Consider the following 14,403-nt stretch of genomic DNA (forward strand, 5'->3'; position numbering starts at 1 on the left):
TTATTTTTCAAACACTTTAAGAGAAACCATCAACATTGATCAATTATTGAGAATTGCAATAAATAGTTAAATCATTGAAATTGATCAATAAATTGTAATTTGATGAATTTGACAATCAAATAACAAGGAAATACACTTTTGTTGCAATCATGAATTGCGGTTAACCAGACAGAGAACGGAGATACCAATGTCCATCCCCTCCATCGCAGAACTAAAAAAACAAAAAGTTCCCGCCGAACAGCTAGCAGCGGCAATAGAAAGTATTAAAAATAGAATTAAATCATCGAAAAATAACAATCAAAAAAATCCACCAGAGACAATCATATCACATGCTATAATTATTATCCAAAATATCGATTACCAGGTGTGGGACGTTAATGCAAATCCTGATTTAACTAAATATACTTTATTATTTATTATAGAAAACACAGATACAGCATTCAGTTTTGTTGGAAACGCATTCAATAAAATTCCTAACGATGCCAGCGCGATCGGTTTTGGCTTGTGGGCTGGCCCCACTTTCGAAGGCGCAGCTTCCCTGATCTTTGATACAACAACGGATCCAACGCAACCCATCGCTGGCATCGTCGACAGCTCAGGCACTCTTCATGGGTGGGTAGCGTTTACTGCCTATGATCCAAATACGCCGCTGGAGAACGTCAGCGGCTACCTGTCTCAGATTCAAAACAACTGAAACTATACCCTACCTGTCGGAACTTGACCGACGCTGGAGCGGGTCAACCGGTGCGGTTAAACACCGGTACCAAGCATAAAAAAGGCGCCGGGGGATCGCTCCCCCGGCGCCTTTTCTGTGCCCCAGCGCTGCTTACCAGCTTTTGCGCAGGCCCGCCTGCACCGTCCGGGTGGCGCCATACCAGCACCAGGAGGCGGAATAGCAGGAGGTGACATGCGTCTTGTCGAACAGGTTGTTGATGCTGGCATCAAACCGCCAGCCTTCAAACCGGTCCGACAGCCGTGCCAGATCGTAGCGCAGGGCCAAATCGACCAGGGTGTATGAGGGCACACGGAAACTATTCTCCGCGTCGCCCCAGCTTTTGCCGACGTAACGAACACCGCCCCCCAGGCCCAGCCCCTGCAAGGCGCCTTCCTCAAACCGGTTATAGAGCCAGAGGCTGGCCGTATCATCGGCCACGGCCACCGGGGTCTTGCCCTTCAGGCCGCTGTTATCCTTGGTATATTCCATATCCAGATGGGTGTAGGCGGCATTCACCTCCAGCGTTTCCGTCAGGCCCAGCCGGCCTTCCAGTTCCACCCCGCGTGACCGCGCCTCCCCGGTCTGGATGGAAAAGCTGGGATGATCCGGGTCGGTGGTCTTGATCTTGTCGCGGGTCAATTCAAACACGGACAGCGTCACCAGGGTGCGCTGGTCGCGGCTTTCATATTTCACGCCCCCTTCCAGCTGATCGCCATTGGTGGGGCTGAAGGTCTTGCCGCTGAAATCGACGCCGCTTTCCGGCTCGAAGGACTGGCTGTAGCTGATATAGGGCGCAAAACCGCTGTCGAAATGGTGCAGCAGACCGACGCGGTAGGTCGTCTTGCCCTGGTCCACCTTCTCTTCCGCCGGGGCCGGCACGGTATTTTTCGTGCTCTGCTTGTACCAGTCATGGCGCAGGCCCGCCAGCAACACCCAGTTGCCCAGCTTCATCTGATCCTGCAGATAAAGCCCCGTCTGTTTCTGGTCGATATCCAGGTCATAATAGGGGGCCGGCATGGCCACTGCGGTGCCATAGACCGGGTTGAACACATCAATGCTGCCGGCGGTGCCATAGCCGATTTCCATGCTGGCGTCGGTATTTTGGTAGTCCAATCCCGCCAGGGCATTATGGCTGACGGGGCCAGTGTTGAATTTGGCTTTCAGCACCGTATCAACCCCCACACCCGACGTATCCTCAATCGAATAAACAGAGCCGCGGGACAGGGTGCGGTTGTCGCTGGCCAAGGTACCGGAATAGACTTGGCGGTAGAAACTATCCACTTCCTGCCAGCGCAGATTCTGCTCAACGCTGAACACATCACTGAACCGGTGTTCCAGTTGATAACCCGCCATCACCTGGGTGCGGTTATAGCGGTCGAATGCTGGCTCCCCATCGTAAAAGCGCACCGAAACCTTACCCAGCGGGTTGTTCAACACCGAGCCCACGGCCGGCACACCGCCATAGCCGTCGGATTTCGGGTCGCGCTGGTAAAGCCCCAGCAGGGTGATACTGGTGTCCTCTCCCGCCTTCACGGTCAGCGAGGGCGCAAGCGAGACGCGTTCATTTTCCGTATGCCGGGCCTGCCCATCGCCTTCGCGCCCGGTGGCAACGACGCGGTAAAGCACCTTGCCCTGTTCATCCAGCGCCCCACCCAGATCGGCGGAAAGCTGGTGATAGGCGCGGGTGCCGACGGACAGTTCCACCGAATTGACCGGATCGGCCACCGGCTTTTTGCCCACCAGATTGATCAGGCCGCCCGGCCCGCTGGTGCCATACAGCACGGAGGCCGGGCCCTTCAGCACCTCCACCCGTTCCAGGGTGGAAACATCGGGCTGCATCATGGCGTACCAGCCGGCATACATGCCCGACAGGCCGTTATAGAAGACGTTGTTTACCGCAAAGCCGCGCAGGGTGAACTGGTCATAACGGGTGACGACGCCACCGCGCGTTTCCGGCGTGATGCCGGCCGTATAGCGCAGGGCCTGATTGACCGTGACCTGCCCCAGCAGATCCATGCGGTCGCCGTCGATGACGCTGATAGAGACGGGTGTTTCCACCAGTGGCGCGTCGCTTTTGGTGCCGGTCCGGGCCTGTTCCTTGTGGCCGATCACCACAACCTCATCCGTTGCGGTCGCCATCTCCGCCCAGGCCGGCCCGGCGGCTGCGACCATGGCCGCCAGCGCGGCACCGGACATCAGCCTTCCCTGCCGCACCATCTTCTGTCGCTGTCTCATCAACCCCTCACCCCTTACCAATCATGCGCCCCATCAATCAATAATGCGAATTACTATTAATATCTCTTTATGGCTACAGGAATGTGTGTTGGCCCTGTAAAGGTCAGCCATGTTTGCAGCGCAGCGAAAAAGGGCCCTAAGTCCCTGTTCAGCGAGTGGATTCACGCTCCAAAGCGATTCCGCTTTAATCCGCCAAAGACCGATCTGCCCCCGAGCGCGGGAAGACGAAACGCTGATAGACCCAGCCCACGCCGATCAGGCTCAACCCCAGGCCCAGGAAGGAGAGGATACGGGGAACCCCGTCCAACCCGGACATATCCAGCAGGAACACCTTGGCCACCGTGCCCAGCAGCACCGCCATGGCCGTATAGCGAATATCGGCCCGCCCGGTGCGAATACCCAGCAGGATCAGGCCCGCTGCGGCCAGCAGCCCCACGCCCGAATAGGCATACATCTCCCAATCCGACGGCCAGCCGGCCACAGCGATGGAAATGATATTGCCATGGAAAAGCTGCCGCACCGCCAGCAGGGCATAGGTGAGCAGCAGCAGCAAGGCCGGCGCATCGATCACCACACGCCTGATCGGCAGGTGAGACAGCAAGCGGCGGCGAACCAGCAGCAACATGCAGGCCGGCAGCAGATAGGCCAACAGCAGCAGGTTCAACAGCGGCCATGGCCCCACCGCCGCCCCGCTCCATAGCGGGTTCAACGCCAGCACCTGCAACGCGAAAATATGCAGCAGCGCCAGCCCCGTCATCCCCACGCCGAACCCGCGGACCCAGCGCCCCCGGCCCGGCATCAGGGCGCCAAGGCCGGCCACCAGCCAAACGACGCCGCGCAGTGCCACTTCCAGCAAATCAACCCGGTCCTGGCTGTGCAGCGTCCCATTCGTCAGAACACGGATTTCCAGGCTGGCCGCCGCCACGGCCAGCACCAGGGCTGACACCAGCAACCCATCCGCCGCGCTTGTCCCCTGTTCCTTCCGCGCCAGCCGGGACGCCAGATAGATCAGTGCCGCCGATCCCCCCATCGCCCAGACGGGCCAGTGCAGCAAGCCTTGCAGCGGATAATCCAGCACCGCCCCGTTCAACATGAACCGCGCCAGCACCGTGCCGGTCAGCAAACCAGTGGCCCGCAGCAGGTTCTTCGCCGCCATCATCTGCGCCAGCACTACGCCCAGCGGGATCAGCGGGGCGACAGCCAGGGTCAGGGCCGCGCCTTCCAGCCAGAAGGCGGGCATCACCCCCAGCAGCAACAGGCCCATGGCCGCATAGAGGGTCAGCGCCGGCCCGGCCCGCATCGGTGCGCGGGACAGGCTGGCTAGCCGTGCCCGCACCGTCGGCCAGCCCAGGGCCAACCCAGCCAGCGCCAACAGCAGCACGGCCAGGGGTAGAATGGCGAAGGTCCGTTCCTCCAGCCACAGCAGGCGCAGCGCCGCCAGGGCCAGCACCGCCGGCACCACGGCCCCCGACAAGGCCACAATCAGGGGGCGGCGCACCCAGCGCACGCCGGCCAGCGTCAGCCCCAGATGCACCAGCACCAGGGGCAGCAGGGGTGCAAGGTTCCCCTGTTCGGACACCAGCGCCCACAGGCCATTCAGCAGCACCGTCCCCGCCGCGATGGGCCACAGCATCAGGCACAGCGGCCCCCGTCGCCCCAGCCAGCCACTCAGCGCTGCCATCAGCCCCGTCGCCACCCAGACAGCCAGTGGCATATCCGTCAAGATCGGGATCAGCAGCAATTCCATGGCCGTCAACACGGCCATCACCAGACAGGCACGCTCAAATTGCCGCCGCAGCCGCCAGCGCCCGCGTTCCACCAACGCCAGCAGCAGCAGGGGCAACAAGGCCAGCCCGCTGACCACCCAATAGGCCAGACGGGCGCTTTCCGCATCCGGCAGATCAAAGATCATGCTGCCGGTCAGCAGCCAGTGGAAAAAGCCCCCGACCAGCAGCAACCAGCCCCTGCCCAAACGCGCCGCCACCCCATAAAGGCTGGCCAGCAGCACAGCAACCCAGGCGGCATCGCCCAGCGATTGGCCATTGCCCAGCAATAACGGCAACAGCAGCCCCCCGGCATAGGCCAGCAGCGCGACAAAGGGGCCATGGCGCAGGGCCAGCGGAAACCCGGCCAGACTGGTCACAGCCAACAGGGCGAAGGTCGCACCGGGGGTGATCAGGCCATGCACCGCGTGGCTGGCATAAATCGCGGCGAACAGCACGGAAAGGCCGGCCGCCACCAGGGCCACCGGCACCTGATCGGGTTTCAGAAAACCCAGGGCGCGGGCCATGGGCCGACGGGACAGCCATTCCCCCGCCCCCATCAGGGCCAAGCCCAGCAGGCCGGTCAGCCCCATACGCGGCCCCGGCCCCAGAATGCCATTTTCAACCGCGTAGCGGGCCAGGAACAGGCCCGAGAGCGCCAGCGTCAACGCACCCAGCCAGACCAGCCAGCGGGTGGTGAACATCTTCTCGAACCCCTGGCCTTCCCCGTCCGCCTGGGGTGGCGATGGCGTCATTGGCGGCTGGGCTGCCCCAGTCACCGTGCGTTCTGGCGGGGCTGGAGACAGGGGCTTGGGTGGTTCAACTGCCGCATCCACAACCCTATTCGCCGGGGTCGGCGCAGCAGCGACAACCGCCCTGGCAATCGGCGGACGTGCCGCAGAGGCCGGTGGCAACCCTTCCTCCGTCAGCTTCTCCAGCGCTGTGCGGAGCCGCTGCACTTCTTCCGACAATTTCTGCTGTCTGACAGCGACCCAGAGAACAAGGCCCAGAAACAACAAAATGATGAAGGAGAGGGAGAAATCTTGACCGGCCATTGCTTGCGGCTTTCGCGGTTGAGCCGGGCATGGTTGTGGAATTAACCACGCCAGTCAACCAGCCGGCCCAGACCTGCCCATCAGGGGTAAGCCCCTACCGGCTATCCAGCTTCAGCTCAATGCGCCGGTTGCGGGCCAGCGCGTCGGCGCTGTTGCCCGGTTCCAACGGCTGATATTCACCAAAACCGGTGGCCGCCAGCCGTTCCGGCGGCACGCCCTGGCTGATCAGGAAATTCACCACCGAAATGGCGCGCGCGGTGGACAGTTCCCAATTGCTGGCAAAGCGGGGGGAGCGGATGGGCACCACGTCGGTATGCCCGTCCACCCGCAAGATCCAATTCAAATCCTTGGGCAATTTGCCGGCAATATCCAGCAGCGTGCGGGCCAGATTGCCAAGCCGCACCTGGCCCGCCTCCCCCAGATCGGCGCTGCCACTGTCGAACAGCACTTCGGACTGGAAGACAAACCGGTCGCCGACGATGCGCACATCATCGCGGTTGCCCAGCACCTCCCGCAGCCGCCCGAAAAATTCGGAGCGGAACTTGGCCAGTTCCGCCACCTTGCCGGCCAGCGCCGCGTTCAGCCGCTTGCCCAGGTCGGCAATCTGCACATCCTGCGCCTTGGCCTTGGTTTCAGAGGCCTCCAGGGCGGCCGCCAGATCGGCCAGTTGCTGGCGCAGGGCGGCAATCTGCTGGTTCAGCAGTGCCACCTGATCCTGTGCTGCCGCCAGCGCTGCCTTGTCGCTCTGCGTGCTGTTCATCTGGGCGGCCAACTGGTCGCGTTCCCCGCCCAGCGCGTTCAACTGGCCCTGTAGCTGTTCCTTTTCCGACAAAGTGGCGCGCAGCCGTTCGGTCAGGGCCGCCATGTCGCCCTGCATCTTGGCGCTATTATCCTTTTCCAGCGCCAGCGCCTCGGCCAGGGCGGCGATGCGGCTGTTCAGGTCGGCCAGTTGCCGGTCACGCCCGGCCAGCGCGTTGGACAGGTAGAACTGGCCCAGCACAAAGACCATCAGCAGGAAGACCACCACCATGATCAGGCTGGACAGCGCGTCCACCCAGCCGGGCCAGATATCCACCCTGTCGCGCGAACGGCTGAACCTTGCCATGATCAGCGATCCGTCTCAGCCTGACGGGCGGCGATGGTACGGGCCAATATCTTGATCTCGTTGCGCAATTCCTGGGTTGTCTGCTGGCGGCCCTGCACCGTCTCCTCCAGGATGCGGGCGGTATAGATTTCCAGGTTGCGGATATGGGTGCGGGTGGCATCGTCAATGCCCAGGCTGCCGCCGCCGGAAAGCCCATCCGCCAGCTTCTCCAGGATGGGGCGCATTTGCAGGTTGCTTTCCGCCAGCCGTACCATCAGCGACTGTTCGGTGCGCATCTGGTCGGTCAGGGTGGCCAGCCGTTCGGTCAACTGCATCAGATGCTGGTTCTGCGTCTTGCGGCCATCCTCTGCCCCGGCCATGGTATATTGCAGCCGTTCGATATTCTCCGCCGTCTGTTCCAGCAGGGCCTGGAGATAGGCTGGCACCGGGGCGCCACCCTCCCCCGTTTCCGCCAGCGCACCGCTGGACAGCCTTGTCAGCCCGGCCAGCCAATCCTCCAGCTCTGTATAAAACCGGTTCTGTGCCTGGCTCGCCTGCAATTCCAGGAACCCCAGTACCAGCGACCCGGCCAAGCCGAACAGGGAGGACGAAAACGCCATCCCCATGCCGCCCAGCGGCGCGGACAGGCCCTGCTGCAATTTGGCGAACATCTCCGCCGCATCGCCGGCCCCATCCATGCTGAGCCCGCTGATCACCCCGCCGATGGAGGAGATCGTATGCAGCAGGCCCCAGAAGGTGCCGAGCAAACCCAAGAAGATCAGCAGCCCGATCAGGTATTTGGAGGTCTCCCGCCCTTCATCCAGGCGGCTGCCCACCCCATCCAGCAGCGACCGGCTGGCCACCGCTGACAAGGTGAAGCGGCCGGCGTGCCGTTCGCCCAACATGCGGGCCATCGGGGCCAGCAGGCGCGGCGTGGGGGCGGGCCGGCCGGCCTGGAAGGCATCCAGCCAGGCCACTTCCGGGCGCAGCACCAGCACCTGGCGGAAAATGAACCAGATGCCCAGCAGCAAGGTGAACAGGATCAGCGCATTCAGCGCCGGATTGGCCAGAAAGGCACCCAGCAAGGTCGGCGACAGTACCGCCGCCACCACCGCCACCATCAAGGTGAAGCCCGCCATACGGGTCAGGAAGCGCTGCGGCGGGGTGGCCGGCGGCAGGGCCGGGGCCGGTTGCGATGGGGGGCGGCGGTGGTCGGCGGACAGGTTCGTCATGGGCGAAACACCAGATCGACTCGGTCAGGGGGCGGGGCCTTTGGGTCGGGCACCGGCAGCGGCTGGCCGGGGGCCGGTGTGGATACCAACGTCCCGTCGGCGAAGATGTTCAGGCGCAGCGGATCGATCCCGCCGGAAACCAGCCGGTCCCGCACCGCCCGCGCCCGCAGCAGGGCCGTACGCCGGGCATCGCTGGCCCGGTCGGCCGGGCCCGTGGCATGGGCGTGGACATCCAACCGCTCACCGGGCCGGACCTTCAACCTTGCAGCCACATCGCCCAAGACGGGGATCATGCCATCATCCAGGCTCTCCGCCCCGGCGCGGAACAGCAGGGTCAGGCTCCCCTGCGCCACCCGCGCGGGCAGCCCCCCCGCCTCCGCCACGGCGGCACTGACGGGCAGGCGCGGCGGCGGCAGCGTATAGGGGGCGGCGGCCGGTATCTCCCCCTGATCAGCCGGTGCCGGCAGGGGGGCGACATTCAGGTCCGGGGGCTTTGGTACCGGCAGCGGCGCGCGCTGGGCCGCCGGTTTGGTGGCAGCGGGAACCGCCTGTGCCAGGGCCGGTGCGGTAACCCCCAGGGCCACGGCCATCGCCAGCAACGCCATCAGGGGACGCGCAGCGGCAACAGAACGGGTGGCTTGGGGCGGGGTGGTGGGGTGCGGGCGTGTCATCACGGCCGACATGGAACCTCACAATTATGGCCCGGAAATGTCATGGCGTGCCAAAGGTACGCCGAGACCGACCTTAAAGCAGGGGCAGCGGCGGCTCAACCCTGCTGCCTTCCCTTCCCCTCAATGGCATTGGCCGATGGAGCCCGGGCCGCAAACCTTGATCCCGTCGGCCCAGGTGGCACCGCTCAGGTCGGCATTGCGCAGATCGGCCCCACCGATCAGCGCCCCGGTCAGGTCGGCGCCCACCAGCTTCACCCCCACCAGCTTGGCATTACGCAGGTCGGCCCCGGCCAGTGTCGCCCCCGTCAGGTCGGCATTGGTGAAATCCGCCTCGATCAGCCGGGCCCGGTCCAGGTGCGTCTGCGTCAGTTTGGCGCTGAAGAATTTGGCGCGATAGGCATCGCTGCCGGTCAGGTCGGCGCCGGACAGATCGCTGCGCATGAAGGTGGCCTCTCGCAGCATGGCATCCGTCAGCACCGCCCCTTTCAGGTCGCGCCCATCCAGATAGCAGCGGCGCCAGTTCACCGCCGCTGCTGCCGGGTCGGTGCAGGCGGCCAGGGCCGGACCGGCCAGACAGGACAGCAGCAGAAGGGCCAGGGCGATGAAAGGGAACTTATTTTTGAATTTGTGCATGAAACTGAAGATAAGCAGCCGCCCCCGTTCTGCCAATAGCAGGCGCGTCCCTTTCCGCTGCGTCGTCCCTGCCCGCCACCCCAAGCAAAGATGGAAAGAATAGCGGGTCATTGAACGCATCATTTGCGTCTTCCGCGCCACTGACGCACATTCCGGTATTAACGGGGCGGGATGGGGCGTGCAGGATCATGCGGGCATGGGGCCAAACGGGCCGTGCGGGTTTGATGCGATGGGCGGGGCTGCCCCTTATCGGCTTGCTGCTATTCTCGCTGCTCTGGTCGGGCATCAGCGCTGCCCTGGAAAGCCGGCCGCTGGCACGGGACGGTGTGCTGGATCTGCGCGGCTGGGATTTTGGCCGGCAGGGGCAATTATCCCTGCAAGGTGACTGGGATTTCTGGCCCGACCGGCTGGTCGGGCCGCAGGAAATCGCCGATGGCAGCGCCCCGCCCCCGGACCGTTTGGCCGTGCCCGGCCGCTGGACCAACCAGACCATCAATGGCCGCCCGCTGACGGCCGAAGGCATCGGCACCTACCGGTTGCGCGTATTGCTGCCACCGGGGGCGCCCGCCCTGGCCATGCGGCACAATCAACGTTTCGTTGCCTGGAATATCCTGATCAATGGCGCACCGGTGCTGCGCGCAGGCCATGTCGGCCCCGATGCCGACAGCACCGACAGCGTCGGCCAGCGGGCCATCGCCGCCATCGCCCCCGGTAAGGGGGAGCTGGATATCATTGTGCAGGTGGCCGCCTTTGGCGGCTATGGCGGCATGCCGCGCGCCCTGCTGCTGGGCAATGCCGACAGCGTCTATGGTGACTGGCAGGTGGAACTGGCGCTGCGGGCCGCCTTTCTCAGCCTCTGCCTGTCCATCGGCATTCTGTATCTGATTCTGTTCCTGCTGCGCCCGCGGGACCGGATTTGTCTGGTCTTTGCCGTGATGTCCGGGGCCATCGCCCTGGTACAGGTGACATCCAACACCCCGCTCAGCAGTGAATTGCTGGGCGACCAGTCGGGCAAGCTGCTGGGGCTGTTGAACAATACCATGTTCCCCGCTGTCTGGCTGTCCTGTCTGGCGGGGGCGGCATTGCTGTTTCCCGGCTGTCTGCGCCGGGCTATGGTCTGGCCCACGGTGGCGGCGATCTGCGCCGTTCCGGTGGTCAGCCTGTTCACCTTGCAGGTGCCCTGGCTGTTGACGGCGGCGGCGACACTGGGCCTGCTGCTGTCCATGGCCACGCTGTTGACCGCCACCTTTATCGCGTTCCGGCGACAGATCGCCCTGGCCCTGCCCATGGCCCTGGCCTGGACCGTGCTGGGGCTGGCCAATCTGGCCCTGACCCATCGGGTCGGCTTCAATGGCGTGATGGAGGCGGGCTATTGCTTCATGCTGCTGATGCAGGCCTCCATGCTGATCGACCATCTGCGCCATATGCTGGATCAGGCGCAGCAATCGAACGCCCGGCTGGCGGCAATGAATGGCGACCTGGAAGATCAGGTGCAGGACCGCACCCGCCACCTGACCGATACGGTGGACCGGCTGCGGCTGGCCCAGGAACGGCTGGTCCAGTCGGAAAAGCTGGCCAGCCTGGGCCGGCTGGTGGCCGGGGTGGCGCATGAGGTGAATACGCCCGTCGGCACCGCCCTGACCACCGCCACCCACCTGTCCACCCAGGTGCGCGATGCCGAACAGTCAATGCGCGCCGGCACCCTGACCCGCCGCCAACTGGCGGATTTCCTGGCGGAGACGCGGGAGGCCGCCAGCCTGCTGACCGCGACGGTCGAACGCACCGCCGCCATCGTGCAAAGCTTCAAGCAGGCCATGGCCGACCGCACCGATGACCGGCCCCGCCGCTTCGATCTGGCCGATCTGGCCCGCGAACTGCGCCCCACGATGGAAACACGACTGACCAACCGGCCAGTGACCGCAGCGGTGGAGATACCGCCCGGCTTGCTGCTGGAAACCTATCCCGGTGCCCTGGCCCAGGTGCTGGGCCAGCTGATTTCCAACGCGCTGGACCATGGCTTTCCCGCCGACCGTTCCGGTCACATCCAGATAACGGCCAGCGCCACCGCCGATGATTGGGTGGAAATCCGGCTGGAGGATGATGGCGTGGGCATTGCCGATGCCATCAAGCCCCGCCTGTTCGAACCTTTTGCCACCACCGGCCGGGCGGCCGGCCGCACCGGCCTGGGCCTGCACATGGCCTATACGCTGGTCACTGGCCTGCTGGGGGGCAGCATCAGCATCATCGACCGGCCCGGCGGCGGCACCAGCGCCCTGATCCGCCTGCCCGCCGCCGACCAGGAAGCCCCCCTGCCCCCACCGCCAGCCATGCCCACATGACGATATTTTTCCTCGATGTTCCGGCATGGGCACGAAATTACAGCCATTTCAGCGTGTATTGGCTGCTGGTTCCTGTCGGTATCCAATTGGATCAAGTTACGGAAACAACGCCTGCGCTAGCCGAATGACATTGCCTGCGCCCGCCGCTATGGTGCGGATGCCCCTTTTCCCAGCAACCGCCCTGTCTCAATATGCCCATGAAGCGCTGGTACCGGCGACATTCCCTTGCCCTGCATTGGCTGTTCGCCGCCTTGGCACCCCTGCTGTTTCTGGCCGGAACCATGGTAAATGTACCAGCCGCCAAGGCACAGGTGGTGCTGCCCTCCATCAAGAAAGACCTCTCAACCGGCAAGGCCGCACAGCCGGTGGCGGTCAATGGCGTTCTGGATCTGCGGCACTGGGACTTTCAGCGTGACGGGGCGGTTTCGCTGTTTGGCGACTGGCATTTCTGGCGTGATCGGCTGGTGGATACCAACGCGATCCAAACCGGCACGGCCCCACCCCCCGGCCTGTTGGCCGTTCCCGGACGCTGGACCGACCAGAGCGTGGATGGGGTGCCGCTGACACCGGAGGGGGTGGGCACCTATCATCTGCGCGTCTTGTTGCCGGCACATGCCCCCGAGCTGGCCATCCGGCATCGACAGCGTTTCATCGCCTATAACATGCTGATTAATGGCAAGCGGGCACTGTACAGCGGCACGGTCGGGCTTGATCCGCAAAGCACCGACACTTTTGGCAACCGCGCCATCAGCGTCGTTTCCCCCTCCCAGGGCGTGCTGGAGATCACGGTACAGATGGCCGCCTTTGGCGGCTATGGCGGGATACCCGGCATTCTCCGGCTGGGGGACGTGGAGCAAATATATGGGGATTGGCATAATGAGCTGGCCCTGCGCACGGCCTTCCTCTCGGTGTGCCTGTCGATTGGTATTTTATATCTGGCACTGTTTATTCTACGGCCGGCGGATCGGGAATGTTTGGTCTTCGCGGTCATGTCCGGATTATTTGCCTTGGCCCAATTGACCGGCAACACACCCCTTGCAAATGATATATACAATATAATTTCCGGACGTTGGCTATCCAATATAAATGTTGCCATGTTTAGTTTTATATTTTTTATAAACATTTTAGATATTGTGGTAAAATTCAATCGCACTGTAAATAATAAACTGCTTATATTGTCGATAATTTTAACGTCTGCTGTTCCTTTTGCCAATCTCTGGGCACTTTCTTCTCCCTGGCTGCTGCCCCTGGCCATCTCGGCCAGCCTGTCATCCATCATGCTTATGCTGATTTCGGCGGCCATCGCGGATGGCCGCCGGGCCGAGACAACGCCGACCATCCTCACGGTGACCATCCTGTGTTTTGCGAATGCCGCCATGGTGGTGGGCATTGGTTTCAAAGGGAGTGTAGAGGCGGTCTATTGTTTGGTCCTGATCTTCCAGGCCGTCATGCTGTTCGACAGGCTGCGCCAGATGCTGGACCAATCAAGACAGGCAAATGCCAGACTGGCCGCCCTGAACGATGCGCTGGAAAATCAGGTGGCGGATCGCACCCGCCACCTGTCGGAAACGGTTGACCGGCTGCAGGCGACGCAGAAACGGTTGGTGCAATCTGAGAAATTGGCCAGCCTGGGGCGTCTTGTCGCCGGGGTTGCACATGAGGTGAACACGCCGGTGGGAACCGCCCTGACCACGGTGACCTATCTCTCCCAGCAAGTGCAGACAGCCGAGCAGACGTTGTCGGCCGGCAGCTTGACCCGCCGCAACCTGGTTAACTTTCTGGCGGAGGCGAAGCAGGCAACAGAGCTTCTGACCTCGTCTGTGGAACGTACTGCCCATATTGTACGGAACTTCAAGCAAATGGGCACCGAGGGCATGGACAAGGAGCCAGCGCGACTGGATTTGCACGACTTTCTTGCCGAACAATGCCCGGTGATGGAGATTCGGGCACAGGCCCCCCATGTGAGTTTGCACATCGATACGCAACCGGGGTTGCTGCTTGACACCAACGTCTGGGCGCTGACCCAGGTGCTGGGCCAACTGGTTTCCAACGCGCTGGACCATGCCTTTCCAGCCGATCGGCCGGGCCATATCCATCTGACAGCCCGAACGACACCCGATAATTGGGTGGAGATTGTGCTGGATGATGACGGGGTCGGCATCGCCGATGCCATCAAGCCCTGGCTGTTCGAACCCTTTGCCACCACCGGCCGGGCCGCCGGTCGCACCGGGCTGGGGCTGTACATGGCCTATACGCTGGTGGCCGGCCTGTTGGGGGGCAACATCGCGGTTGACGACCGGCCGGGCGGCGGTACCCGCGCCATCATCCGCCTGCCTGCCGCCGATCAGGAAAGCCCCTCGCCACCCATGCACGGCGCAACGGCCACGCCCACATAAATTATAGTCATCAGATATATTTTTGTAGTCTAGATTGCGCCGTTGCACGAAATCAAAACGATAGCAGTATACATGGCGACCGGTTCCAGCCGGTGGGGACTCTTGACACATGTTAAGCAAAACAAGGTTGCCGCCATTGGCAAAGGTTAGGCACCTCAACACTGATCACGCCGACGCTCATCCCCCCACATTACACTCACCAGCATTGATCACGCCCGGTGGCCCTGATAAAGGCCTCTCTGAATTGCCGGGCGCCAACCATGTTGCGATAAGGGCCACC

9 protein-coding genes are annotated in these 14,403 nt (G+C 62.8%); 3 read left to right on the top strand and 6 right to left on the bottom strand.

Going from position 1 to position 14,403, the window contains the following annotated elements:
* Positions 1 to 187: 187 nt before the first annotated feature.
* On the top strand, positions 188 to 694 hold the full coding sequence (locus CHB97_RS25840) for a hypothetical protein (protein WP_143270774.1): 507 nt from the start codon (positions 188 to 190) through the stop codon (positions 692 to 694).
* A 132-nt stretch (positions 695 to 826) separates the two neighbouring features.
* Here the strand turns inward: CHB97_RS25840 and CHB97_RS08125 are convergent, their stop codons facing one another.
* The 6 genes from CHB97_RS08125 to CHB97_RS08150 all read right to left on the bottom strand — a co-directional run bounded on the left by CHB97_RS08125 (position 827) and on the right by CHB97_RS08150 (position 9,388).
* On the bottom strand, positions 827 to 2,950 hold the full coding sequence (locus tag CHB97_RS08125) for a TonB-dependent siderophore receptor (protein ID WP_200819868.1): 2,124 nt from the start codon (positions 2,948 to 2,950) through the stop codon (positions 827 to 829).
* A gap of 184 nt (positions 2,951 to 3,134) precedes the next feature.
* Positions 3,135 to 5,768, bottom strand: coding sequence for a DUF2339 domain-containing protein (locus CHB97_RS08130; RefSeq protein WP_089287470.1), 2,634 nt, complete (start codon positions 5,766 to 5,768; stop codon positions 3,135 to 3,137).
* 94 nt (positions 5,769 to 5,862) lie between these two features.
* Positions 5,863 to 6,873, bottom strand: a complete 1,011-nt coding sequence (locus CHB97_RS08135; protein ID WP_089287471.1) for a peptidoglycan -binding protein — start codon at positions 6,871 to 6,873, stop codon at positions 5,863 to 5,865.
* Positions 6,874 to 6,875: 2 nt separating this feature from the next.
* Positions 6,876 to 8,084, bottom strand: coding sequence for a flagellar motor protein MotA (locus tag CHB97_RS08140; protein WP_089287472.1), 1,209 nt, complete (start codon positions 8,082 to 8,084; stop codon positions 6,876 to 6,878).
* Positions 8,081 to 8,767: a hypothetical protein gene (locus CHB97_RS08145; protein WP_089287473.1), complete on the bottom strand. Its 687-nt coding sequence runs from the start codon at positions 8,765 to 8,767 to the stop codon at positions 8,081 to 8,083. The genes CHB97_RS08140 and CHB97_RS08145 overlap by 4 nt, the downstream gene beginning before the upstream one ends.
* Before the next feature lie 108 nt (positions 8,768 to 8,875).
* Positions 8,876 to 9,388: a pentapeptide repeat-containing protein gene (locus CHB97_RS08150; protein WP_089287746.1), complete on the bottom strand. Its 513-nt coding sequence runs from the start codon at positions 9,386 to 9,388 to the stop codon at positions 8,876 to 8,878.
* Positions 9,389 to 9,612: 224 nt separating this feature from the next.
* On the opposite strand from CHB97_RS08150, the gene CHB97_RS08155 reads away from it, so the two are divergent.
* Positions 9,613 to 11,727: a sensor histidine kinase gene (locus CHB97_RS08155; RefSeq protein WP_160105674.1), complete on the top strand. Its 2,115-nt coding sequence runs from the start codon at positions 9,613 to 9,615 to the stop codon at positions 11,725 to 11,727.
* A 197-nt stretch (positions 11,728 to 11,924) separates the two neighbouring features.
* A complete protein-coding gene (locus CHB97_RS08160; RefSeq protein ID WP_160105676.1) occupies positions 11,925 to 14,123 on the top strand; it encodes a sensor histidine kinase in 2,199 nt (732 codons plus the stop codon).
* Positions 14,124 to 14,403: the final 280 nt, after the last annotated feature.

Origin of the sequence: Azospirillum sp. RU38E (assembly GCF_900188385.1) — a bacterium.
Taxonomy (GTDB): Bacteria; Pseudomonadota; Alphaproteobacteria; order Azospirillales; family Azospirillaceae; genus Niveispirillum.

Excerpts from the sequence above, each read along its gene's own strand:
- CHB97_RS08160 (WP_160105676.1), top strand. The coding sequence starts at position 11,925 with ATGAAGCGCTGGTACCGGCGACATTCCCTTGCCCTGCATTGGCTGTTC.
- CHB97_RS25840 (WP_143270774.1), top strand. The coding sequence starts at position 188 with ATGTCCATCCCCTCCATCGCAGAACTAAAAAAACAAAAAGTTCCCGCC.
- CHB97_RS08145 (WP_089287473.1), bottom strand. The coding sequence starts at position 8,767 with ATGTCGGCCGTGATGACACGCCCGCACCCCACCACCCCGCCCCAAGCC.
- CHB97_RS08130 (WP_089287470.1), bottom strand. The coding sequence starts at position 5,768 with ATGGCCGGTCAAGATTTCTCCCTCTCCTTCATCATTTTGTTGTTTCTG.
- CHB97_RS08140 (WP_089287472.1), bottom strand. The coding sequence starts at position 8,084 with ATGACGAACCTGTCCGCCGACCACCGCCGCCCCCCATCGCAACCGGCC.
- CHB97_RS08135 (WP_089287471.1), bottom strand. The coding sequence starts at position 6,873 with ATGGCAAGGTTCAGCCGTTCGCGCGACAGGGTGGATATCTGGCCCGGC.
- CHB97_RS08150 (WP_089287746.1), bottom strand. The coding sequence starts at position 9,388 with ATGCACAAATTCAAAAATAAGTTCCCTTTCATCGCCCTGGCCCTTCTG.
- CHB97_RS08155 (WP_160105674.1), top strand. The coding sequence starts at position 9,613 with ATGCGATGGGCGGGGCTGCCCCTTATCGGCTTGCTGCTATTCTCGCTG.
- CHB97_RS08125 (WP_200819868.1), bottom strand. The coding sequence starts at position 2,950 with ATGAGACAGCGACAGAAGATGGTGCGGCAGGGAAGGCTGATGTCCGGT.